This is a genomic window from Pseudomonas sivasensis (assembly GCF_052938085.1).
In genome coordinates this window covers 5,498,087-5,521,257 of record NZ_CP176442.1, presented here as the reverse complement: position 1 = coordinate 5,521,257, position 23,171 = coordinate 5,498,087, and the positions used below count along the sequence as shown (strand labels likewise).

Sequence of the window (23,171 nt, the reverse complement as noted above, 5' to 3'; positions counted from 1 at the left end):
GGCATTGCATTCCAGATCATGAAACCGTGCTGTGTTCCGCCCGCTGCTGACGCTGTGCCACCCAAAACTCCACCAGCTCACGCAGCTGCGACAATTCCACCGGCTTGGCCATATGCCCATCCATCCCTGCCTGGCGTGCGCGTTCTTTGTGTTCCGAGAGGATATGCGCCGTGAGCGCCACTACCGGTGTGCGAATGCGCTGGTGGCTGACTTCCCACGCACGCAGCTGCTGGGTGGCCGAGAAGCCATCGAGGACCGGCATTTCACAGTCCATCAACACCAGGTCGTAGCGCTGGGCCTTCATCGCCTCCAACGCTTCTTCGCCGTTGCTGGCGGTGTCCGGGTTGAGGTTGAGTTTGCCGAGCATGCCGCGAATCACTTTGGTTGAGATGCTGTTGTCTTCGGCCACCAGGATCTTGAAATCGCTCGGTACGATCACCGCAGCCGGGGCGTTCAACACTGGGCGAGGCTGCACGCCGCCTTTGCTGCGTTGAGTCAGTTCATCGGCCAGGGTGGTCTTGAGCGTGTAGCCGGCGACCGGCTTGGCGAGGATGCGTTTGATCCCACAGTTGCGCGCGATGACCTTGCTTGGCGCGTTGCTGATGCCGGTGAGCATAATCAGCAGAATGTCGTGATTCAGGCTCGGGTCTTCCTTGATCTTCGCCGCCAGTTGCATGCCGGTCATGCCGGGCATGTTCTGGTCCAGCAGTACCACGTCGAAGTAATCACGCAGGTGCGCCTTGGTGCGCAGCAATGCCAGGGCTTCCTTGCCCGATGGCACCGCGCTGACGTTCAGGCCCCAGGCCGTGCACTGCTGCACCAGCACTTTGCGGCAGGTGTCGTTGTCGTCCACCACCAACACGCGTGCGCCCTTGAGCGGGCCATCGAGGTCGGAGGTAGGGTGTTCCAGGCGTTCCGGGTCCAGCGGCAGGGTCAGCCACAACGTGCTGCCTTGATGGCTGCCACTCTTGATGCCGAACTCGCCGTTCATCAGCATGATCAGTTGGCGTGCGATCACCAGGCCCAAGTGGCCGCTCAGGCGAGTGGCCGAGAGGAAGTTCTTGCTGTGCAGTTCGCTGTGCAGCAGCGCGTCGCGCTCGGCGGCCTCCATCGGCAGGCCGCTGTCCTGCACGGCAATGCGCAGGCGTGGCTTGGTGCTGCGGTCGTCCAGGGCAACGACGATCAGCACTTCGCCTTCATCGGTCTTGTGCAGGGCGTTTTCCAGCAGGCTCAGCAGCGCCTGGCGCAGGCGTGTGGGGTCACCGCTGATGACGCGCGGCACTTGGGGCTGGATAAAGCTGATCAACTCGACATTCTGCTGCTCGGCCTTGGCGCGGAAGATGCTCAGGCAGTCATCAATCAGGGCATTGAGATCGAACTGCACGTCATCCAACTCGATCTGGCCGGATTCGAGCTTGGAGATATCGAGGATTTCGTTGATCAGTGTGAGCAACTCGTTGCCGGCGCTGTGGATGGTCTGCACGTAGTCGCGCTGCTTCACCGACAACGGCGTGCCCAGCAGCAACTCGGTCATGCCCAGCACGCCGTTCATGGGGGTACGGATTTCGTGGCTGATCTTGGCCAGGAACTCGGCCTTGGCGGCAATCTCGGCGTTGCTGGCGGCCAGGTCGCGACTGAGGCTGAAGCGAGCCTCAACAATCGCGCGCTGGCGCTCGCCCATGGCCAGGCTCATCAACAGACCGCTGAGGCAGATGAACGCCAGCAGCGTGATGATCAACCCCTGAGGCGACACCATCGTCAGGCCCAGCAACGCGGGGAGGATGATCAGCGTGCCGATGTTGAACACCACCATGCCGGCTACGAACAAGCGTGCCGGGCGGTAGCCTTTCTGCCAGTGATATGACGAGACAAACAGCATGCTCAGGCCCGCCAGCGCCACCAGAGCGTAGGTCATGATGTTCAGCGGCAGGGTGTTGACGAACAACAACAGCAGGCCACACAGCACGATAAACAGGATATCGGCCATCAACAATTTGTTCAGCGGGTGTGGACCCAGGGGCATGAAGAAACGATAGGCGAACATCAGCCCGCACGGTGCGGTCAGCAGCAGGGCCAGGTAGGCGCCAGGGGTCTGAATCCCGTGCCAATTCGGCAGCCATGGGCCCACCAGGTTGAGCAGCAGCGCCAGGCTGAGCATCAACAACAGTTCGGACGCTGCCAGCCATAGACTGCTGCGCGAGCGGTGGTAAGCGAAGCGTGTGAGGTTGTGCAGGATCAGCATCAACAGACAGCCGAACAGCAGGCCGTAGATCAGCGTCTGGGTCTGGTCGGCGGCGACCAGCACGGCCGGTTCCAGGGTGATATAGGGGCGAAGTTCGTGTTCCGACACCAGGCGCAGGTAGACCTCAAGAGGTTTCTGGCTCTGGGGCATCGGTAGCATGAAGTCGCTGCTGGGTAACGGGCGTTCCGACTGGGGCTGGCGGGTGCCGGTGCTTTGTTGCTCGACCAGTGTGTCGCCGTCCAGCACGTAGAGGCTCAGGTGCGACAGGTCCGGAGCGAATATCCGCAGTACTTGTTCGTGCTTGCCGGGTTGCAGCTTGAACCGCACCCACAACGCACCGTCCGGCTGCGCAGCAGTAACGCGGTCCAGTTCGATGGGGCTGAATTGATTGGTGTAGCGGGGCGAACGGATGTCGCTCAGTTGCAGGTCGGCCTGTTCATCAAGCAATACTGCCCAGCCACTGCCTTGCGCGGCGGCCTGGGCCGGGAGCAAGCAGAGCAGCGTCAGCAGACTGACAGTGAAACCTATGGCGATCCTGAGCCAGCGCACGGCGAAATCCCTTCGTAGGTTGATGCACGGTTAACTATGCGCGGGGCAGCCTTATACGGCAAGGGCCTTGGGCCCTTGCCTAACCGAACGGATAGCTAGTGTTACTGGGTTTCGCCACGCTCGCGGGCAATGGCGCGGTAGCCGATGTCCGTGCGATAGAAGCAACCTTTCCAGTCGATCTTCTTGGCCAGTGCATAAGCCTGTTGCTGCGCAGCGTCGACACTGGCACCCATTGCCGTGGCGCACAGTACACGGCCACCGGCGGTCACTACCTTGCCATCCTTGAGCGCGGTGCCCGCATGGAACACCTTGCCTTCCAGCACAGCGGCAGCGTCGAGGCCTTCAATCACATCGCCCTTGGCGTAGTCGGCAGGGTAACCGCCGGCCGCCAGCACAATGCCAACGCTCGGGCGTGGATCCCATTGTGCTTCAACCTTGTCCAGGGCTTGAGCCAGGGCGGCTTCCACCAGCAGCACCAGGCTCGATTGCAGGCGCAGCATCACCGGTTGGGTTTCCGGATCGCCGAAGCGGCAGTTGAACTCGATGACTTTCGGGTTACCGGCCTTGTCGATCATCAGACCGGCGTAGAGGAAACCGGTGTAGACATTGCCTTCATCGGCCATGCCACGCACGGTCGGCCAGATCACCAGGTCCATAACGCGTTGATGCACTTCGCTGGTGACCACCGGGGCAGGGGAGTAGGCGCCCATGCCGCCGGTGTTCGGACCGCTGTCGCCGTCGCCGACGCGCTTGTGATCCTGGCTGGTGGCCATCGGCAGTACGTTCTTGCCATCGACCATCACGATAAAGCTGGCTTCTTCGCCGTCGAGGAATTCCTCGATGACAACGCGCGAACCGGCGTCACCAAAGGCATTGCCGGCGAGCATGTCGCGCACGGCGTCTTCGGCTTCCTGCAGGGTCATGGCGACAATCACGCCTTTACCGGCGGCCAGGCCATCGGCCTTGATCACGATTGGCGCACCTTTTTCACGCAGGTAAGCCAGGGCCGGCTCGATCTCGGTGAAGTTCTGGTAGTCGGCGGTCGGGATTTTGTGGCGTGCCAGGAAATCCTTGGTGAAAGCCTTGGAACCTTCCAACTGGGCAGCGCCAGCGGTAGGGCCGAAGCAGTCCAGGCCACGGCTGCGGAACAGGTCCACAACACCGGCGACCAGAGGGACTTCCGGACCGACGATGGTCAGGGAGACGTTTTTCTCGGCGAAGTCGGCCAGTTGCTCAAGGGCCAGCACGTCGATGGCGACGTTTTCGCACTTGGCTTCAATGGCGGTACCGGCGTTGCCGGGTGCTACGAAAACTTTCTGGACACGTGGGTCCTGGGCAACTTTCCAGGCCAGGGCGTGTTCACGGCCACCGCTGCCAATGATCAAAACATTCATTTCAAAAACCTCTGTGAAACGCTGTGCTTTCTGTAGGAGCGAGGGTGACGCTTAGTTCTTGCTCGCGAAGATCGTCAACGATAACGGGGGGCATCTGACTCCCCGTGGCGTTCTCGGGCTTTTCGCGAGCAAGAACTAGGCGTCCCGCTCGCTCCTACAGTAGGAAAGCAGTGGTGTTTAGTGACGGAAGTGGCGCATGCCGGTGAAGACCATGGCGATGCCAGCTTCATCAGCAGCGGCGATAACCTCTGCGTCGCGCATCGAGCCGCCCGGTTGGATAACGGCGGTTACGCCGGCCTTGGCTGCATTGTCCAAGCCGTCACGGAACGGGAAGAACGCATCGGATGCCATCACCGAACCTACAACCTGCAAACCAGCGTGCTCAGCCTTGATCGCGGCGATACGCGCCGAGTTCACGCGGCTCATCTGGCCAGCGCCGACACCGATGGTCTGACGGTTCTTGGCGTAGACGATGGCGTTGGATTTAACGTATTTGGCGACTTTCCAGGCGAAGATCAGGTCGTTGATCTCTTGCTCGGTAGGGGCGCGCTTGGTCACCACTTTCAGGTCTTCGCTGCCGATCATGCCGATGTCGCGGCTCTGTACCAGCAAGCCGCCATTGACGCGCTTGTAGTCCCAGGCTGCGGCGCGGTCAGCCGACCACTCACCGCAGGCCAACAGACGCACGTTAGCTTTGGCAGCCACAATGGCGCGGGCTTCTTCGCTGACGGAAGGGGCGATGATGACTTCAACGAACTGACGCTCGACGATGGCCTTGGCGGTCTCGGCGTCCAGCTCACGGTTGAAGGCAATGATGCCGCCGAACGCCGACTCGGTGTCGGTGGCGTAGGCCAGTTCGTACGCCTGGCGGATGCCGCCTTCCGCGTCCGGGCTCACGGCCACGCCACATGGGTTGGCGTGCTTGACGATCACGCAGGCCGGCTTGACGAAGCTCTTCACGCATTCCAGCGCGGCGTCGGTGTCGGCCACGTTGTTGTAGGACAGTTCTTTGCCTTGCAGTTGGGTCGCAGTGGCGATACCCACTTCGGCAGGTTTGGCTTCCACGTAGAACGCCGCGCTCTGGTGCGGGTTCTCGCCGTAGCGCATTTCCTGGGCCTTGATGAACTGGCTGTTGAAGGTGCGCGGGAACTGGCTGCGGCCTTCTGTGCTCAAGGTCTCGGCGGCCTGGTTAACGGTGCCCATGTAGTTGGCGATCATGCCGTCGTAGGCGGCGGTGTGTTCGAACGCCTTGAGCATCAGGTCGAAGCGCTGGGCGTAGGTCAGGCCGCCGGCTTTCAGGCTTTCCAGTACTTGGGCGTAGTCACCGGCGTTCACCACGATGGCCACGTCTTTGTGGTTCTTGGCTGCCGAACGAACCATGGTCGGGCCGCCGATATCGATGTTCTCGATGGCGGTCGGCAGGTCGCAGCCTGGCTTGTTGATGGTGGCTTCGAACGGGTAGAGGTTAACCGCTACCAGGTCAATCGGCTTGATGCCGTGCTCGGTCATGATGGCGTCGTCGATGCCGCGACGGCCGAGGATGCCGCCGTGGATTTTCGGATGCAGGGTCTTGACCCGACCGTCCATCATTTCTGCGAAACCGGTGTAGTCCGCGACTTCTACTGCGGCCACGCCGTTGTCCTGCAGCAGTTTGAAGGTCCCGCCTGTGGAGAGGATTTCCACGCCCAGGGCTTCCAGCTCCCGGGCAAATTCGAGGATCCCGGTCTTGTCGGAGACACTGATCAAGGCGCGGCGGATCGGCAGGCGGGTAGTCTGGTCGGTCATTTCAATTTCCATCAAAAGCAAAGGAGTCAGCAAAAAAGGCGACCGGTTTTACGCGGGCGCCTTTCTGGTTGGATTGAATGCTTACAGCAAATCGTATTGTTTGAGCTTTTTACGCAGGGTGCCACGGTTGAGGCCCAGCAGCTCACTGGCTTTGGTCTGGTTGCCCTTGACGTAGTTCATCACGCATTCGAGCAATGGCGCCTCGACTTCGGAGAGCACCAGGTTGTACACGTCCGTGACGGAAGCGCCCTCAAGGTGGGCGAAATAATTATGCAGCGCCTTCTCGACACTCCCGCGAAGGGTCTGGCCTTCTTCGCTCGGCGTGTTGAGGTGCTGTTTCAAATTGACGTTGTCGCTCACGGGTGTTGTTCCACTCACTAAAGTCTCGGTCATCATCGTCATGCGGCCACCCCTTCTCCGTCCCCTGCTCTCAGGCTCTTGTCTCGCTCGGCAAAAAACTCACGAACGGCGGTGACCTGTGCTTGCGTTTCATCCAAACGATTGAACCCGGCGCGAAACTCCCTGGCGCCCGGCAGGGTTGCGAGATACCAACCCACATGCTTGCGAGCAATGCGCACGCCCATCACGTCTCCATAGAAGGTGTGAAGTGCAGCCAGATGCTCAAGCAGAATACGTTCCACCTCGACCAACTCCGGCGCAGGCAAGACTTCACCGGTACGCAGAAAATGTTCGATCTCACGAAAAATCCATGGACGCCCCTGGGCGGCCCGGCCAATCAACAAACCATCGGCACCGGTGGCGTGCAGCACGCGCCGGGCTTTTTCGGCTGAGTCGATGTCGCCATTGGCAAACACGGGCATCGACACTGCCTGCTTGATTGCGGCAATGGTGTCGTACTCGGCTTCACCGGTGTATAGATCGGCGCGTGTGCGGCCATGCACTGCCAGCGCTGTAATGCCTGCCTGTTCGGCGATCTTCGCCACCGTCAGGCCGTTTTTGTTGTCCCGGTCCCAGCCGGTACGAATCTTCAGGGTTACCGGCACATCCACTGCGGCGACAACGGCCTGCAGGATCTCGGCAACCAACTGCTCATCTTTCAATAGTGCGGAACCGGCGGCCTTGTTGCAGACCTTCTTGGCCGGGCAGCCCATGTTGATGTCGATAATCTGTGCGCCCAACTCCACATTGGCTCGGGCCGCATCCGCCAGCATTTGCGCATCACCGCCGGCGATCTGTACCGAGCGGGGCTCGGGATCACCTTCGTGGATCATGCGCATCCGCGATTTGCGGGTGTTCCACAAGCTCATGTCGCTGGTGACCATTTCCGAGACTACAAGACCCGCGCCCAAACGCTTGCACAGCTGACGAAAGGGCTGGTCGGTGACGCCCGCCATTGGGGCGAGGATCAAGCCGTTCTGCAATGTATATGGGCCGATGCGTACCGCCGACATAGGACTTCCCTGTTGTGGGGCCGGATCATTAGAGTTCGAAAAAGGGTTGGCATGATACCCGCTCTCGATGACTGGATAAAGGCTGGATTGGATAAAATCTGAACAGTTATTTCTTTATCGCCACCGGTTTGGATGCGCGGCGCCGAGTCAATAATCCACCGTCAAGCTTCGGCGCATGGGTCGCCTCACTCGGGCGAGTGGAAGCTCAGGCTGTAATTCACGGCTTTGTTGCCCGGATCAAGGATGTCCAAGGAGATATGGATCGGGGTCTGAGATGGCATTTCGCTAACACCGGCCAACTCGCCGCTGAGGTATTCGGCGGGTTTGAAGCGACGACTGGCAATCAGGCTGCCATTGAGGTCGGCAAAACGCAGCTCCAGCAGCGGAAAGGGCTGGGAGAACGTCGCGCGGTTATAGATGATCGCATCCACCACCAGCGCTCCCGCGAATTCCGGGTGGCTGCGCACCACCAGGTTGCTGCTCTTAATGTGGGCGATATCGACCCGGGACGGCACCGTGCAGCCCAGTGTGGGGCACAGTTGCTGGAACCATGGGCGGTAAGCGTCCTGGCGGGCCAGGTCGTCGAATTGGTAGGCAATGTACTGGCCTGCCAGACCGGCCGCGGCGATCAGCACCAGCAGCATCCAGATCAGGCGGCGGCCCAAGCCCTGCGGGCGTTTTTGCGCGTACAGGTGCAGCGGATCGTCTTCGAGGTCCTGAAGCAGGTCGTCGTGAACGCCGGCCTCGGGGCGTGGGCGTTTGCGGCGAAACTGGGGGCGCTCTTCGGGTTCCGGTTCGTCCGCTGACTGGGTGAGCGGGGTGAACGGTGGGTCGATGTCGTCATCATCGGGCGAAGCGCGCAACGGCGTTTCGTCGTCGATAGTGTCGATGTGATGCGACATGGACGGTTCGGTGCGCTGCTTGGTTGCTGGGACTTTGGTCGATTCCGGCTCGTCTTCCGAGACGTTGGTGCGCTCTTCAGGCGGCTCGCTGAACAGGCTGGCGGCCCATTTTTCTTCTTCGGCCTTGACGGTCTCGCGGCTGGCGCTAAGGGCGTCTTCTTTCTGCCTGCGCTCGGCACCCGGTTGGCGACGCTCCGCGCCCACGGGCAGCGTGTGCTGAATCTCGCGGCGCTCCAGCTTGGCCAGTTCTTCGTCCAGGTCCAGATTGTCGAGGTCCAGCTCTTCGGCGGTCCATTGCTTTTGGCTGATGGCGCGCGGTGCCTCAGGGGGCAGCGCGATCACCGGTTGTTCAAGCTCCGGCGCATGGGCGCGCTGCTCCAGCAACTGGCGAGCCGCGTTGAACACTTGCAGGCACGAGCCGCAGCGCACAACGCCACGGGCCACGCTCAATTGAGCGTGGTTGACGCGAAAGCGTGTTTGGCAATGCGGGCACTGGGTGACGAAACTGTCGGTCATGCGGCCATCCGATTCAGGCAAGCGCTCATTCTAGCGCCGACGCCCGCTGATGCGTACCCAGCCATCGCGGTTAGCGATCGGATCCAGCTCGAAATCCTGGGCATAGGCGGCAGCGACATCTTCGCCTTGCTCGGCAAGGATGCCCGACAGCGCCAGACGCCCACCCGGCTTAACCAGGCTCGACAGTTGCGGTGCCAGGGAAACCAGCGGCCCGGCGAGGATATTCGCCACCAGCACATCGGCCTGCACCTGGGGCAGGTCTTCAGGCAGGTAGAGCGGGAATTTGCCTTCAGGAATGTTGTTGCGCCCGGCGTTATCGCGGGAGGCTTCCAGGGCCTGCACGTCGATGTCGGTGCCCACGGCTTCCTTTGCGCCCAGCAGCAGGGCGGCAATCGCCAGGATCCCCGAGCCGCAGCCGAAGTCCAGCACGTTGCTGTCGGTCAGGTCCTGGCCGTCGAGCCATTCCAGGCACAGTGCGGTGGTGGGGTGGGTGCCGGTGCCGAACGCTAGGCCGGGGTCGAGCAGCAGGTTGACCGCGTCAGGCTCTGGGGCGGCATGCCAGCTCGGCACGATCCACAGACGCTGACCGAAACGCATCGGCTGGAAGTTATCCATCCAGCTGCGCTCCCAGTCCTGGTCTTCGATCACTTCGCTGTGATGCTCAGGCAGCGGGCCGCCGGTGAGCAGTTCCATATGGGCCAGCACGGCGGCGGCATCGGTGCCGTCTTCGAACAGGGCCAGCAGGTGAGTGTGGGACCACAGCGGGGTGGTGTTGAGTTCCGGTTCGAAGATCGGTTGGTCTTCGGCGTCCATGAAGGTCACCGAGACGGCGCCCACTTCGAGGAAAGCGTCTTCGTAGGTTTCGGCTTGTTCTGGGCTGATGGCGAGACGGACTTGCAGCCAAGGCATGGCGGGCACCTTTGAAAAAATGAGTGTGCGACGAGCGAGGTCGCGAAAGCGCGCAAGTTTACGCGAGCGAACAGCATAAGACGACATTACTGAGTGAATGCGGACCAAATGTGGGAGGGGGCTTGCTCCCGATTGCAGTCTGCCAGCCTCAGTATCTGTAACTGATCCACCGCTATCGGGAGCAAGCCCCTCCCACATTTGGACTGTGTGCATCCTGGAAAACAGGTGTGCAGAAACAACAAAACCGCCCGAAGGCGGTTTTGTTGGGTGGAGCACTTACTGGTTGGCCAGTTTGTGTTCCAGGTAGTGAATGTTCACACCACCTTCGCAGAAGCCTTCATCACGAACCAGGTCCCGATGCAGCGGGATGTTGGTCTTGATGCCGTCAACCACGATTTCGTCCAGGGCGTTACGCATACGGGCCATGGCCTCGTCGCGGGTGGCGCCCCAGGTGATCAGCTTGCCGATCAGCGAGTCGTAGTTGGACGGAACCTTGTAGCCGCTGTACAGGTGCGAATCCACACGTACGCCGTTGCCGCCGGGCGCGTGGAAATGCTTGACCAGGCCAGGGCTTGGGATAAAGGTTTTCGGGTCTTCGGCGTTGATGCGGCACTCCAGGGAGTGGCCATGCATCTTCACGTCGTCCTGGGTGAAGGACAGCACGTTGCCAGCGGCGATGCTCAGCATCTCCTTGACGATGTCGATACCGGTAACCATCTCCGAAACCGGGTGCTCTACCTGCACACGAGTGTTCATCTCGATGAAGTAGAAGCGGCCGTTCTCGTAGAGGAACTCGAAGGTACCGGCGCCACGGTAGTTGATGTCGATGCACGCCTTGACGCAGCGGGCCAGAACTTCCTGGCGAGCCTTTTCATCCAGGCCTGGTGCCGGCGCTTCTTCCAACACCTTCTGGTGACGACGTTGCAGCGAGCAATCGCGGTCGCCCAGGTGGATGGCGTGGCCTTGGCCGTCGGACAGAACCTGCACTTCCACGTGACGTGGGTTGGTCAGGTACTTTTCCAGGTAGACCATCGGGTTGCCGAACCAGGCACCCGCTTCGGAACGGGTCTGCTTGGCTGCTTCGATCAGGTCTTCTTCCTTGTGCACCACGCGCATGCCGCGACCACCACCGCCACCGGCGGCCTTGATGATCACTGGGTAACCGACTTCGCGACCAATGCGCAGAGCGGTTTCCTCGTCTTCAGGCAGTGGGCCGTCGGAACCAGGAACGGTTGGTACGCCGGCTGCGATCATGGCGTCCTTGGCCGATACCTTGTCGCCCATCAGGCGAATGGTTTCGGCTTTCGGGCCAATGAAGGCAAACCCGGATTTTTCCACCTGTTCGGCGAAATCGGCGTTTTCCGCGAGGAAGCCGTAGCCCGGGTGGATGCCATCAGCGCCGGTCACTTCAGCCGCGGCGATGATGTTCGAGACTTTCAGGTACGAGTTCGTGGCCAGTGGCGGGCCGATGCAGATGCTTTCGTCCGCCAGTTTCACGTGCATCAATTCGGTATCGGCCGTCGAGTAAACAGCGACGGTCTTGATGCCCTCTTCCTTACAGGCGCGCAGGATCCGCAGCGCGATCTCGCCGCGGTTGGCGATCAGGACTTTTTGCAGTTTCTTCGCAGGTTTCAACATCGAAGGCGCTCCGCGGTTCAAACGATGGTGAACAGCGGCTGGTCGTACTCAACCGGCTGACCGTTTTCTACCAGGATGGATTCGATGACGCCGGCTTTTTCAGCGGTGATGTGGTTCATCATTTTCATCGCTTCAACGATGCAGATGGTGTCGCCCACTTTCACAGTCTTGCCGACTTCAACGAAGGCTGGCGAGGTCGGTGCCGGGGTACGGTAGAACGTACCGACCATTGGCGATTTGACCACGAAGCCGTTCAGTGCAGGCGCGGCCGGGGCAGCAGGTGCGGCGGCAGCGGCTGGCGCGGCAGCAGGTGCAGCGGCCGGAGCCGGTGCTTGCATCTGTGGCGCGTAGAACTGTTGGGCCGGGGTCTTGCTGTGGCGGCTGATCCGGACGGACTCTTCGCCTTCCTTGATTTCCAGCTCGTCGATACCGGATTCTTCCAGCAGTTCGATCAGTTTCTTAACTTTACGGATATCCATGAATCATCAACTCCCAAGGGTCGGTCAGGGGCGCTTGGCCGGTTGTTCAAGTTGTTCCAGGGCGGCCTCCAGGGCCAGTCGGTAACCGCTGGCGCCAAGGCCGCAGATCACTCCTACCGCTACGTCGGAGAAGTACGAGTGATGGCGGAAAGCTTCGCGTTTATGCACGTTCGATAAATGCACTTCGATGAATGGGATGCTCACCGCCAGCAGCGCGTCACGTAATGCAACACTTGTGTGCGTAAAAGCGGCGGGATTGATCAGGATGAAGTCCACACCTTCGCCGCGCGCGGCGTGGATGCGATCAATCAATTCGTACTCGGCATTGCTTTGCAGGTAGAGCAGATGGTGGCCAGCTTCACGAGCCCGTCGCTCCAGATCAAGGTTGATCTGATCCAGGGTCACAGCCCCGTAGACGCCCGGTTCGCGGGTGCCGAGCAGGTTCAGGTTGGGTCCGTGAAGAACCAGTAGGGTCGCCATCGGCTGTTCCTTGTTATTGATGGGAGTACGGCAGAACCCGGCGACTATGCCGCAAAGCCTTTGTGACTGTCCAGTTCTATGCAGTAGGCAGCACGATTAGCGAGGATTGCGCAAAATTTGTGACTGGTGGTCGAGATCTGGTCATTGGTAATACGCCCTTGAATCCCGTGGAGATCAAATGTGGGAGGGGGCTTGCTCCCGATAGCGGTGGATCAGTTACAGGTGCTGAGACTGACACACCGCAATCGGGAGCAAGCCCCCTCCCACATGTTGATCTTCATTTGATTTTGGATCTGCATGGGGCAGGTCAGACGCGGAACGCCTGCACAGCCGTATTTAGCTGCCCACCCAGTACCAACAGGTGCTCGCCCTGGCTTCGGCCTTGGCCGATGCGCAGCAAATTATCCTCACCCAGCTGATGAATCCGCTCACTGTTATCGCGAATCTCGCTCACCGCACCACTCTGCTGCGCCGTCACATCGGCAATCCGCACAGCGGTGTCGGAAATGGTCTGGATTGCCCCGACGATTTCATCCAGTGCGCCGTCAGCCGCTTGAGCTTGCTGGGCGGTGGATTCGGCGTGTTCGACCTGGGCGCGCATGCCCTCCACTGACTGGTGGGCGGCGTTTTGCAGGCCGGTGATCAAACCCTGGATTTCGGCGGTGGCGCCGGCGGTGCGCTGGGCGAGGGTACGTACTTCGTCCGCGACCACAGCAAATCCACGTCCGGCCTCCCCGGCGCGGGCGGCTTCGATGGCGGCGTTGAGTGCCAGCAAGTTGGTCTGGTCGGCAATCGAGCGAATAACGGTGAGCACGCCGCCGATGGTGGCGGACTCTTCAGCAAGTTTCTCGATCATCTGCGCGTTTTGCTGCACTTCGCCGACCAACGCATGCAAACCGGTCAGGCTCAGGCCGATCACCCGCTGGCCTTGTTCCACCGCCTGGCCCGCACTGCGGCTGGCGCTGGCGGCTTGGCTGGCATCGCCGGCGACCTGTTGGATGGTCGCTTCGAGTTCGCCCAGGGAGTCGCGGATTTGCGCCGTGTCGCCCGCCTGGCGTTCAGCGCCGTCATGCAGGCCGCTGCTCAGTTCGGCGAGGGCGCGGCTGCTGCCGGCCACTTCTTCGGCATTGCCGCGAATGGTGCCCACCAAGTCCACCAAGTAAGCGCGCAAACGGTTCAGAGAGGCTTCGATGTCGCGCAGTTCGCGGTTGGTCTTGCCCAGTGCGATCGGCTGGCTGAAGTTGCCTTCGGCCCAGGTGGATAGAGCGGGTGCCAAATTGGTCAGCACCCGTGCCAAGCGGCGTTGCAGGGTGTCGATCAACAGCGCGATCAGCAGGATCAGGCCGATCATCACCCCTTGCATCAGGCGTACTTCGCCTTGGATGAGCCCATGTTGTGCGCGCACGACAGGTTCAAGTCCGGCGATGGCCTGTTGCACGGCGTTGATCTTCTGGTGGGTGCTGGCGGCCAGGTCGGCGCGTTGCTGGATCTGTTCGCGGGTGCGCTTGAGTTCGGCGGGGTAGCGGGTCAGCAGGCTGTTGAGCTCGCGCTTGAGGTCGACGCCGGTGTCTTGGGCTTCGGTTTTTTCAGTATTTTCCAGGCCCATCAAGGCGGAAAAATCATCGGTGTTGGATTCGCTGCTGGCTTTGACGCCAAGCAATGGCAGTTGCCCCAGTACGTCGGCTTGGGCGCGAATAGTGGCGACTTCGCGCTCAACATCATCGGCCAACTCCGCGCGCCCGCTGCTCACCAGCTTGTCGCGGGCCAGGGACAACCTGCCCAGGTGCTGGGACGCGGTCAGCAGTGGCGACAAGTAGCGTGCGGCTTCAGGGGAATTGACGCTGATGGCGTACTGGCTCAACTGGTCCAGATTGGCGCCCAATTCGCGTTCTGCTTGCAGCAGCAACGCTTGTGGGTCGCCGGCCAGCTTGCCGGCGGCCAGCAAGTCGGTCTTGCTGAACGCATCCAGGGCTACCAGGCTGGGGCGCAGGTTCTGCGCCAGATCAGCGGGCAAATCATCCAGATGTTGCAGCAGGTTTTCCAGGCTTTGGCTGGCGCTGCTCAGGCGCAGGGCGTCGCCGCTCGCAAGGTACTCGTCGATATTGCGCGCAGCTAGGTTTTGGAACGTCTGGGACAACCCCAGGTAGCGCTCCATCAGCAAATACGGCCGTTCAAGCGCCCGCTGCGACCACCACAGCGTCGCCCCAAGTGCCAGGCACACGGCCACCAGAAGAAGGGTATTGAGATTGGTCAGCAGCTTCAGGCGCATGCGTGGTTTCAACCGACAGCAAAAGGTAAGTGCCTGAAGTTATTGCGTTTTCATTACAGCGTTATGACGGAATCAGTGGATTCCGGTGAAAAGGTGGCACTTTGCTTTGATGCGCGCGCGGCTTGCACACGGTTGCGTCCGGCATGCTTGGCGCGATACAGCGCCTCGTCGGCCTGGGCGGCCATCATCAGGCTGTCGGAGCCGTCGCACAACTCAACCAGCCCGGCGCTGAAAGTGCACCACAAGTCCTGGGGTTGTGCCGGATAGTGGATTTCGGCAAAGCGCCCGCGGATTTCATCCAGCACCTTGCAGGCCGACTCCAGGTCGGTGTCGGGCATCACGATGGCGAATTCTTCACCGCCGTAGCGCCCGATGTAGTCGGTCTTGCGCAAACGCTGCTTGAGAAACAGCGCCAGGCTCTTGATTACGCGGTCGCCCATCGGGTGGCCGTGACTGTCATTCACGCGCTTGAAGTGGTCGATGTCGAGCATGGCAAAGCTCAGCGGCTTGTTCTCGCGGCGCGCGCGGAAGCTGCAGTCTTCGAGCAATTGCAGGATATGGGTGTGGTTGTACAGCCCGGTCAGGCTGTCGCGCACCATTCGCGCCTTGAGGTGGCGGGCGCGGGCGGCGCGGTTGCGCACGGTGGTGATCAGGTGGCGCGGTTTGATCGGCTTGGTGAGGAAGTCGTCACCGCCTTCGCTCATCGCATCCAATTGCTTGTCGAGGTCGTCTTCGGCCGACAAGTAAATGATCGGCACGCTCACATAGCGGTCGTTATGGCGGATCACCTTGGCCAGTTCGGTGCCGGTGCAGGCGGGCATGTACATGTCGAGGATGATCAGGTCGGGCTGGAAGTCCGCCAGTTCCGCCATGGCCTGGATCGGCTCAATCAAGGTGCGGGTGACGATCCCGGCGCTGTTGAGTAAGCGCTCGGTGTGCAGCGCCTGGGCGCGCGAGTCGTCGATGATCAGCACTTTATAGGGCTCGTACTGGGCGACGCAGGTCAGCACTTCGATTTTTTCCAGCAGGCTGGAGGCTTCCAGTGTGCCGGTCAAAAACTCCTGGCCACCGGCGCGCACGGCGGCCAGGCGGGTCGGGGTATCGGTTTCGTGCAGGCTGAAAAATAACAGCGGCAGCTTTTGCTCCAGGCCTTCCTGGGCTTCGGCAGCGAGCTTGAGGCCCAGGCCTGGGCCGCAGAAATCCACGTCCATCACGATTGCCGACGGCAGGCGCTCGGCCATGGACGCGCGAAACGCTGCCACGCTGTCCAGAGATTGGGCGCTCATACCAAAAAATTCCAGCTGCTTGGCCAGGCGCTCAGCGCGGTCGTGATCGGCCAGCATCACGTAGATCGGCTTGCGCATCGGCGGCAGGAAGGTTTGTTCCAGCTGGTCGCCCTGGCGCAGGCCGGTGCGGGACAGGCGCTGCATCAAGCGGTTGAGTTCGGTGATCAGTTGGCTGCTCAGGCGGCCACGATTTTCATCAACAGCTTTGAGTGATTCACCGATGTTGCGTGCCAACTGGCCGTGTTCAGGCTGCTCAAAACGCTCAGCGAAGCGCAGCAGGCGCAGGTTGGCCTCACTGAGTTCTGAGAGGTCGGCGCCTGACCATTCGCTGCGTTGCAGGCGCTGCCAGATCTCAAGAATTTGACGTGCCTGATGAATTACCCGCTGGGCAAAATGCTGCTTGAGACGCTCACGGCTGGGGTCTTCTGGCTCGGTCATATCCTGACTACTAGTAAGGGTGCATGCTGAGGTCGAACTGATGGCTCTATGCTAGCACCTCTTGTCAACGGGATGAGTGTCATATGTCAATTAACTGCATGTCGGCGATATTCAGTTAATGACCTGACAGTCGCACAGCGTAAAACGCGTGCATCCTTTATAGTCGAATGCTTCCCGCGCGCCAGTTTGGTGAAAAGCCCCGCATGGGCGGGCACGATGGGGTAGGGTTGTGGTCGGAGTGTTTGAACGCACGCCGTCAATTCAAGTGCATGAACTCAAGTGATTGAAAGGATATCGCCATGCTGGACTGGAAAAACCGCGCAGGCAGTGCCAAAGGCCCCGCCCCTGAGCCAAAGTCGGCCAACCGCAGCTATTTTCGTACCCTGCTGATGAGTCGGGCGCTGCTTAGCGTGCTTGGCCTGTACCTGTTGGTCACAGGTGCCCTGGGTTGGTACTGGAGCGAAGAGCCGGCGCTGTTCCCGGTCCAGCAGAATGCGCAAATTGCTGCCGAGAAAGAAGGCAAGCAGATGGTGGTGGGCTATACCACCGTCGAAACCCTCAAGACCGTGGTCGGCACCTTGCTGAACAAGCCAGGTGGCTATATTTCCAACGACCGTTTCCCGCCGGGCCTGTGGATGGACAACATGCCGAGCTGGGAATACGGCGTGCTGGTGCAAGTGCGCGACCTGACCCGTGCCTTGCGTAAAGATTTCGCCCGTTCCCAGTCGCAGTCGGCTGAAGACGCCGACTTGGCGAAGGCCGAGCCGCGCTTCAACTTCGACAACAAGAGCTGGGTGCTGCCATCGAGCGAGTCGGAGTATCAGGAAGGCATCAACTCCCTGAACCGCTATGAAGCGCGCCTGTCCGACCCCAACCAACGCGGCGCACTGTTCTATTCGCGTGCCGACAACCTGAACAACTGGCTGGGTGATGTTGCTACCCGTCTGGGTTCGTTGTCCCAACGCCTGTCGGCCAGCGTGGGCCGGGTCAAATTGAACACCGCACTGAAAACCGAAGCCCTGGCACCGGGTGAAGTGCCGCAGGTCGACGAAGAAGTGGTGGAAACCCCATGGATGCAGATCGACAACGTGTTCTACGAAGCCCGTGGCCAGGCATGGGCACTGTCCCATCTGCTGCGCGCTATCGAAGTTGACTTCGCCGACGTACTGGCCAAGAAAAACGCCACGGTCAGCGTGCGCCAGATCATCCGTGAGCTGGAAGCCTCCCAAGAACCTGTCTGGAGCCCGATGATCCTCAACGGCAGCGGCTTCGGCGTACTGGCGAACCACTCGCTGGTGATGGCCAACTACATCTCGCGGGCCAACGCTGCGGTGATTGATCTGCGTCAGCTGCTTAACCAGGGTTGATGATGGACGCTTCTCAACAGGAGGCCGCGCACCGTGCGGCTTCCGATGCTGAACTGATTTGCTGGGTCGACGAGCAGGACAATCTGCTCGGCACCCTCGTCAGGTCAGACCTTCGCCAGCGCGGCCTGATTGGCCGCTGCACGTTTATCTTCCTGTTCAACTCTGCCGGCGAGCTGTGTGTGCACCGGCGTACTCTGAGCAAAGCCATGTACCCAGGATTTTGGGATACGGCGGCGGGCGGCATGGTGGCGGCCGGGGAAGAGTACGCCGACTCTGCAGCGCGTGAGCTGGAGGAAGAACTGGGTGTGGGCGGGGTGGAATTGGTCGAGCATGATCATTTCTACTTTGAGGACGGTAACAACCGGCTCTGGTGCAGATCCTATTCCGCCGTGTGGGATGGCCCCCTGCGGTTGCAGCCCGAAGAAGTCATGGAAGCGCGCTTTTTGCCCATCGAAATTGTCCTGCAGGAGGCCGAACAAAAGCCCTACTGCCCGGACGCACAAGAGGGCTTGCGCCGCTATCTGGCCTCGCGTCGCTAAAGTTGCATAAATTGGCGCCATTTGGCCCTTAGCAAGTCGGCCTTTTGCCGTTACACTGCGCGACTTTTCACCCGAGCCACCTTGGCGGTTCGGTAGCGCTGCCCCTGCCTGAGTGGGGCTTCGCGGTCGGTCGTGCTTGAGCGCGCCGATCAGTCTTCATCCTCCCAAGAGGATTGCCGGTGGCCAAAAAAGCCGCATCCTTCGCCGCCCTTGGTGGCCTGGTATTTTCCACCGATGCAGGTAGACACTGCCCGGACTGTCGTCAGCCCGTGGATTCGTGTACCTGCAAACAGACCCTGATCCCTGAAGGCGACGGTATTGCCCGCGTGAGACGCGAGAGCAAGGGCCGTGGCGGCAAGACGGTGACGACTATCACCGGCGTGCCCCTGGCTGAAGATGCGCTCAAGGAACTGGCTACCACGCTGAAAAAGCGTTGTGGCACCGGTGGCGCGTTGAAAGACGGCGTCATCGAGATCCAGGGCGATCACGTCGAACTGCTGTTGGCCGAGCTGATCAAGCTCGGTTACAAGGCCAAGAAGTCCGGCGGCTGACAGCCTCTTCCCAACCTGTGTCTAAACTCTGTCCTGCGAGTGGGGTCTACCTTCCTTACAGGCAAATCGTCATTTTCATTCTTTAGACTGCGCCAGCCTCCCTGAGAGGTGGCGCCTTCGCCTTCATTTATAGGGGACTTCGATGTCCGTACGACGCACACGCAAAGACGATGGCAGCCAATGGACAGTTGCGGACAGCCGCAGTGTTTACGGGATCCGCCATTGGGGGGCCGGGTATTTCGCGATCAATGACGCCGGTCGCGTTGAAGTCCGTCCGAACGGCCCGAACAGCACGCCTGTCGATCTCTTCGAGCAAGTCGACCAGTTGCGCAAAAGCGGCCTGTCGTTACCGTTGCTGGTGCGCTTCCCTGACATCCTGCAAGACCGTGTACGCCAGTTGACCGGCGCCTTCGACGCCAACATCGAGCGCCTGGAATACCAGAGCAAGTACACCGCGCTGTACCCGATCAAAGTGAACCAGCAGGAAGCGGTGATCGAGAACATCATCGCCACTCAGGACGTGTCTATCGGCCTTGAAGCCGGCTCCAAGCCTGAGCTGCTGGCCGTACTGGCCCTGGCGCCGAAGGGCGGCACCATCGTCTGCAACGGTTACAAAGACCGTGAGTTCATCCGCCTTGCGCTGATGGGCCAGAAGCTCGGTCACAACGTGTTTATCGTGATCGAGAAAGAATCCGAAGTCGGCCTGGTGATCGAAGAGGCTGCCAACCTCAAGGTCAAGCCACAGGTTGGCCTGCGTGTGCGGTTGTCGTCCCTGGCGTCGAGCAAATGGGCAGACACCGGTGGCGAGAAGTCCAAGTTCGGTTTGTCGGCGGCGCAGCTGTTGTCCGTGGTTGAGCGCTTCCGCGCGGCCGGGCTGGACCAAGGCATTCGCTTGCTGCACTTCCACATGGGCTCGCAGATCGCCAACCTGGCCGATTACCAGCACGGGTTCAAGGAAGCCATTCGTTACTACGGCGAACTGCGCAACCTCGGCCTGCCGGTGGACCACATCGACGTGGGTGGCGGCCTGGGCGTCGACTACGACGGTACCCACTCGCGTAACGCCAGCTCGATCAACTACGACATGGACGACTACGCCGGCGTGGTCGTGGGCATGCTCAAGGAATTCTGCGACGCGCAGAGCCTGCCGCACCCGAATATCTTCTCCGAAAGCGGTCGTTCCCTGACTGCTCACCACGCCATGCTGGTGGTGCAGGTGACTGACGTCGAGAAACACAACGACGAAATCCCGGTCATCGAAAACAAGGAAAGCCTGCCGGAAACCGTGCAATGGCTGGTGGACCTGCTGGGTCCGACCGATATCGAGATGGTCACCGAAACCTACTGGCGCGCCACTCACTACATGAGCGACGTGGCCACCCAGTACGCTGACGGCAAACTGACCCTGGCCGAAAAAGCCCTGGCCGAACAGTGCTACTTCGCGGTGTGCCGCCGTCTGCACAACTCGCTCAAAGCCCGCCAGCGTTCGCACCGCCAAGTGCTGGACGAACTCAACGACAAGCTGGCCGACAAGTACATCTGCAACTTCTCGGTATTCCAGAGCCTGCCGGACACCTGGGCCATCGGCCAGGTACTGCCGATCCTGCCGCTGCACCGTCTCGACGAAGAGCCGCTGCGCCGCGCCGTGCTGCAAGACCTGACCTGCGACTCCGACGGCAAGATCAAGCAGTACGTCGACGAGCAGAGCATCGAGACCAGCCTGCCGGTACACGCCCTGAACGAAGGTGAAGACTACCTGTTGGGTATCTTCCTGGTCGGCGCCTATCAGGAAATCCTGGGCGACATGCACAACCTGTTCGGTGACACCGATTCGGTGAACATCTACCAGCGTGAAGACGGTTCGGTGTACAGCGCCGGGATCGAGACACACGACACCATCGAAGACATGCTGCGCTATGTGCACTTGTCGCCGGAGGAGTTGATGACTCACTACCGTGACAAGTGTGCGAGCGCGAAGATCAGTGCGTCGGAGCGTACTCAGTTCCTGGACGCGTTGCGTTTGGGCCTGACGCGCTCTTCGTACCTTTCCTCGTAAGCACAGGCGACACAGATCCAGTGTGGGAAGGGGCTTGCCCCCTCCCATAGCTGGGCCTCGTTTGGCAGTACCTTCTTCGTGGGGGTCAATGATGTCGAGCAAATACCTGCAAGCGTTTACCCTGGCCTTCGCCGCCTTCCTGGCAGCCTGCTCCCCAATAAAAGTGCTCAACGCACTCACCCCCAACAGTACCTTTACCAAGACTTCAGCCATTGCCTACGGCGATGATCCCCGCCAGAAACTCGATATATACCGAGCCGTTCCTGCCGTGCCCAACGCTCCCGTAGTGGTGTTCTTTTACGGCGGCAGCTGGAACAGCGGATCCAAGGACGACTACAGCTTCGTCGGCGAAGCCCTGGCTTCAAGGGGCATCGTGGTGGTGATCGCCGATTACCGGCTGTACCCGCAAGTGCGTTACCCCGCCTTTCTTCAGGACGGCGCCAAAGCGGTGGCCTGGACATATAACCACGCCGCTGAATATGGCGCCGATCCCCAGCAGCTTTATGTGATGGGCCACAGTTCCGGCGCCTACAACGCCTCGATGCTGGCGCTGGATGGGCGTTGGCTAAAAGAAGTGGGCTTGGCGCCGTCGATCTTCAAGGGATGGATCGGCCTGGCCGGGCCTTATGACTTCCTGCCGATTGAAAACCAGGACGTGCGCCCGGTGTTCTTCTTCCCCGACTCACCGCCGGAGTCGCAGCCAATCAACCACGTCAGCCGTGACGCGCCGCCGACGCTGCTGATGGCCTCGACCGACGACAACTTGGTCAACCCGACGCGCAATACCGCAGGGCTGGCGAGAAAATTGCGCGAGGCGGGTGTGCCGGTCGAGGCGTTCTACTTCACCAGGACCAACCACGCGACGTTAGTGGCGTCTTTCGCCAAGCCGTTGCGCTGGCTGGCGCCAGTGTTGAACCAAGTGACAGCGTTTATCCAAGCCACTGATCCCGCTGGTTCAAGCGCCAGGCTATCGCCCACAAAGTGAGGCTGCGCAGGGCCATGAACAGCAGAAAGGTTATCCACAACCCATGATTGCCCAGGCCCTGCAACGCCCAGGCAAACGGCAGTGTCAGCAATACCGTCAGTAGCATCCCATTGCGCATTTCTCGCGCGCGGGTGGCGCCGATAAACAGGCCGTCCAGCAGGTAACTCCACACCGCAATCAGTGGCAGCAGCGCCAGGTAAGGCAGGTAGGTGTCAGCGGTGTCGCGCACGCTGGGGATATCGGTCTGCATGGCGATAAACAGGTGCCCGGCAAAGCTGAACAGCAGCGCAAACCCGACGCTGGCGATCAGCGACCAGCCACCGGCGACCACCAATGAGCGGTGCAGCGACTGGCGGTCGCGGGCGCCGATGGCGTGGCCGCAGAGGGCTTCGACCGCGTGGGCCAGACCGTCCAGCGCATGCGCCGTCAGCAGCAGGCCGTTAAGCAGCAAGGCATTGGCAGCAACGGTGGCATCCCCCAGCCGCGCGCCTTGCACCGTGATCATGAAAAACACCGATTGCAGCGCCAGGCTGCGGATAAAGATGTCGCGGTTGACCGCCAGCAACGGGCGCCAGCTTTGCCACACTTTCAGCGCGGCCCAAGCGATATGGCCTGGATAGGCGCGCAGGGCCTTTTGTGTGAGCGCCAGGCCGAGCAGGGCGCCGGTCCATTCGGCGATGACCGACGCTCTCGCCGACCCGACGACCCCCCAATCCAAACCGAGTACGAACCACAGGTTGAGAGCGATATTCACCAGATTAGTGGTCAGCAGAATTGCCAGCGGCGCACGGGCGTTCTGTGTGCCGAGGAACCAGCCGACCAGCGCATAAGTGGCCAGGGCTGCGGGCAGGCCGAACAGGCGCGTGTGGAAGAAGTCGCGGGTGAGCTGATTCAGCTCGGGGGAGGGCTGCATCCATTCCAGGGCGAGGTGGCTCAGGGGGATGCCCACGGTGCCCAGCAGCATCGCCAGCCCCAGTGCCAGCAACAGACCTTGCAGCAGGATTTGCCGAAGTGCCGCCCCGTCATTACGCCCTGCAGCCTGCGCGGCAAAACCGGTGGAGCCCATGCGCAGAAAACCCATGGCCCACGCGAGAAAGGTATACAGGCTGGCCCCGACGGCCACGGCGCCCAGTTGATGGGCATGGGGCAGGTGGCCGATGACCATGCTGTCGACCAGGGCTACCAGCGGCACCGAGATGTTCGACAGAATCATTGGCGCGGCAAGGGCCCAGACGCGTCGATGGGTAGGGCGGTGGCGCCAGTCGGTGAGTAAGGTGGACATGCAGGCTCCTTGGGGGAGCGGCATTGTAACCGTCCAGTAGCTACGCAGCAGAACCAATGTGGGAGGGGGCTTGCCCCCGATAGCAATAGATC

18 protein-coding genes are annotated in these 23,171 nt (G+C 60.9%); 5 read left to right on the top strand and 13 right to left on the bottom strand.

The annotated features are described in order from the left end of the window. Positions 1-16: 16 nt before the first annotated feature. The 12 genes from ACKZ62_RS25555 to ACKZ62_RS25500 all read right to left on the bottom strand — a co-directional run bounded on the left by ACKZ62_RS25555 (position 17) and on the right by ACKZ62_RS25500 (position 16,299). The gene (locus ACKZ62_RS25555; RefSeq protein ID WP_032890617.1) at positions 17-2,791 is read right to left on the bottom strand and encodes a hybrid sensor histidine kinase/response regulator; all 2,775 of its coding nucleotides are present in this window, start codon (positions 2,789-2,791) and stop codon (positions 17-19) included. Between the two features lie 101 nt (positions 2,792-2,892). After that, positions 2,893-4,185 carry a phosphoribosylamine--glycine ligase gene (gene purD / locus ACKZ62_RS25550; RefSeq protein ID WP_032890619.1) on the bottom strand — a complete coding sequence of 431 codons (1,293 nt, stop codon included), beginning with the start codon at positions 4,183-4,185 and terminating at the stop codon, positions 2,893-2,895. A gap of 177 nt (positions 4,186-4,362) precedes the next feature. Further along, the gene (gene purH, locus ACKZ62_RS25545) at positions 4,363-5,970 is read right to left on the bottom strand and encodes a bifunctional phosphoribosylaminoimidazolecarboxamide formyltransferase/IMP cyclohydrolase (protein WP_032890621.1); all 1,608 of its coding nucleotides are present in this window, start codon (positions 5,968-5,970) and stop codon (positions 4,363-4,365) included. An 81-nt stretch (positions 5,971-6,051) separates the two neighbouring features. Continuing rightward, positions 6,052-6,372, bottom strand: a complete 321-nt coding sequence (fis, locus tag ACKZ62_RS25540; RefSeq protein WP_032890623.1) for a DNA-binding transcriptional regulator Fis — start codon at positions 6,370-6,372, stop codon at positions 6,052-6,054. Next, complete coding sequence (dusB, locus tag ACKZ62_RS25535; RefSeq protein ID WP_017527884.1) at positions 6,369-7,382, bottom strand: tRNA dihydrouridine synthase DusB; 1,014 nt, start codon at positions 7,380-7,382, stop codon at positions 6,369-6,371. Before dusB ends, fis begins: the two co-directional genes overlap by 4 nt. A 185-nt stretch (positions 7,383-7,567) precedes the next feature. Beyond that, positions 7,568-8,800 (bottom strand): DUF3426 domain-containing protein, encoded by a 1,233-nt coding sequence (locus ACKZ62_RS25530; protein ID WP_447096001.1) that lies wholly within the window; start codon positions 8,798-8,800, stop codon positions 7,568-7,570. A gap of 30 nt (positions 8,801-8,830) precedes the next feature. Then, positions 8,831-9,709, bottom strand: coding sequence for a 50S ribosomal protein L11 methyltransferase (prmA, locus tag ACKZ62_RS25525; RefSeq protein ID WP_032890627.1), 879 nt, complete (start codon positions 9,707-9,709; stop codon positions 8,831-8,833). Positions 9,710-9,985: 276 nt separating this feature from the next. Beyond that, on the bottom strand, positions 9,986-11,347 hold the full coding sequence (gene accC / locus ACKZ62_RS25520) for an acetyl-CoA carboxylase biotin carboxylase subunit (protein WP_003188188.1): 1,362 nt from the start codon (positions 11,345-11,347) through the stop codon (positions 9,986-9,988). A gap of 17 nt (positions 11,348-11,364) precedes the next feature. Further along, complete coding sequence (gene accB / locus ACKZ62_RS25515; protein ID WP_027607997.1) at positions 11,365-11,826, bottom strand: acetyl-CoA carboxylase biotin carboxyl carrier protein; 462 nt, start codon at positions 11,824-11,826, stop codon at positions 11,365-11,367. Between the two features lie 24 nt (positions 11,827-11,850). Further along, positions 11,851-12,306, bottom strand: coding sequence for a type II 3-dehydroquinate dehydratase (aroQ, locus tag ACKZ62_RS25510; RefSeq protein ID WP_010213488.1), 456 nt, complete (start codon positions 12,304-12,306; stop codon positions 11,851-11,853). 307 nt (positions 12,307-12,613) lie between these two features. Beyond that, positions 12,614-14,575 (bottom strand): methyl-accepting chemotaxis protein, encoded by a 1,962-nt coding sequence (locus tag ACKZ62_RS25505; RefSeq protein WP_447096000.1) that lies wholly within the window; start codon positions 14,573-14,575, stop codon positions 12,614-12,616. A gap of 53 nt (positions 14,576-14,628) precedes the next feature. After that, entirely contained in the window at positions 14,629-16,299 is a 1,671-nt protein-coding gene (locus tag ACKZ62_RS25500; RefSeq protein WP_032887154.1) for a response regulator, read from the bottom strand. A gap of 299 nt (positions 16,300-16,598) precedes the next feature. On the opposite strand from ACKZ62_RS25500, the gene ACKZ62_RS25495 reads away from it, so the two are divergent. The 5 genes from ACKZ62_RS25495 to ACKZ62_RS25475 all read left to right on the top strand — a co-directional run bounded on the left by ACKZ62_RS25495 (position 16,599) and on the right by ACKZ62_RS25475 (position 21,797). After that, positions 16,599-17,666: a DUF2333 family protein gene (locus tag ACKZ62_RS25495; RefSeq protein ID WP_032887153.1), complete on the top strand. Its 1,068-nt coding sequence runs from the start codon at positions 16,599-16,601 to the stop codon at positions 17,664-17,666. A gap of 2 nt (positions 17,667-17,668) precedes the next feature. Then, positions 17,669-18,205 carry an NUDIX hydrolase gene (locus tag ACKZ62_RS25490; RefSeq protein WP_032887152.1) on the top strand — a complete coding sequence of 179 codons (537 nt, stop codon included), beginning with the start codon at positions 17,669-17,671 and terminating at the stop codon, positions 18,203-18,205. 179 nt (positions 18,206-18,384) lie between these two features. After that, positions 18,385-18,756, top strand: coding sequence for a translation initiation factor Sui1 (locus ACKZ62_RS25485; protein ID WP_005784408.1), 372 nt, complete (start codon positions 18,385-18,387; stop codon positions 18,754-18,756). Positions 18,757-18,898: 142 nt separating this feature from the next. Further along, on the top strand, positions 18,899-20,812 hold the full coding sequence (speA, locus tag ACKZ62_RS25480) for an arginine decarboxylase (RefSeq protein ID WP_032887150.1): 1,914 nt from the start codon (positions 18,899-18,901) through the stop codon (positions 20,810-20,812). Positions 20,813-20,903: 91 nt separating this feature from the next. Then, positions 20,904-21,797 carry an alpha/beta hydrolase gene (locus tag ACKZ62_RS25475; protein WP_447095999.1) on the top strand — a complete coding sequence of 298 codons (894 nt, stop codon included), beginning with the start codon at positions 20,904-20,906 and terminating at the stop codon, positions 21,795-21,797. Here the strand turns inward: ACKZ62_RS25475 and ACKZ62_RS25470 are convergent. Further along, positions 21,742-23,079 (bottom strand): MATE family efflux transporter, encoded by a 1,338-nt coding sequence (locus tag ACKZ62_RS25470; protein ID WP_032887147.1) that lies wholly within the window; start codon positions 23,077-23,079, stop codon positions 21,742-21,744. The two genes, ACKZ62_RS25475 and ACKZ62_RS25470, sit on opposite strands and share 56 nt — an antisense overlap. Between the last annotated feature and the right edge of the window lie 92 nt (positions 23,080-23,171).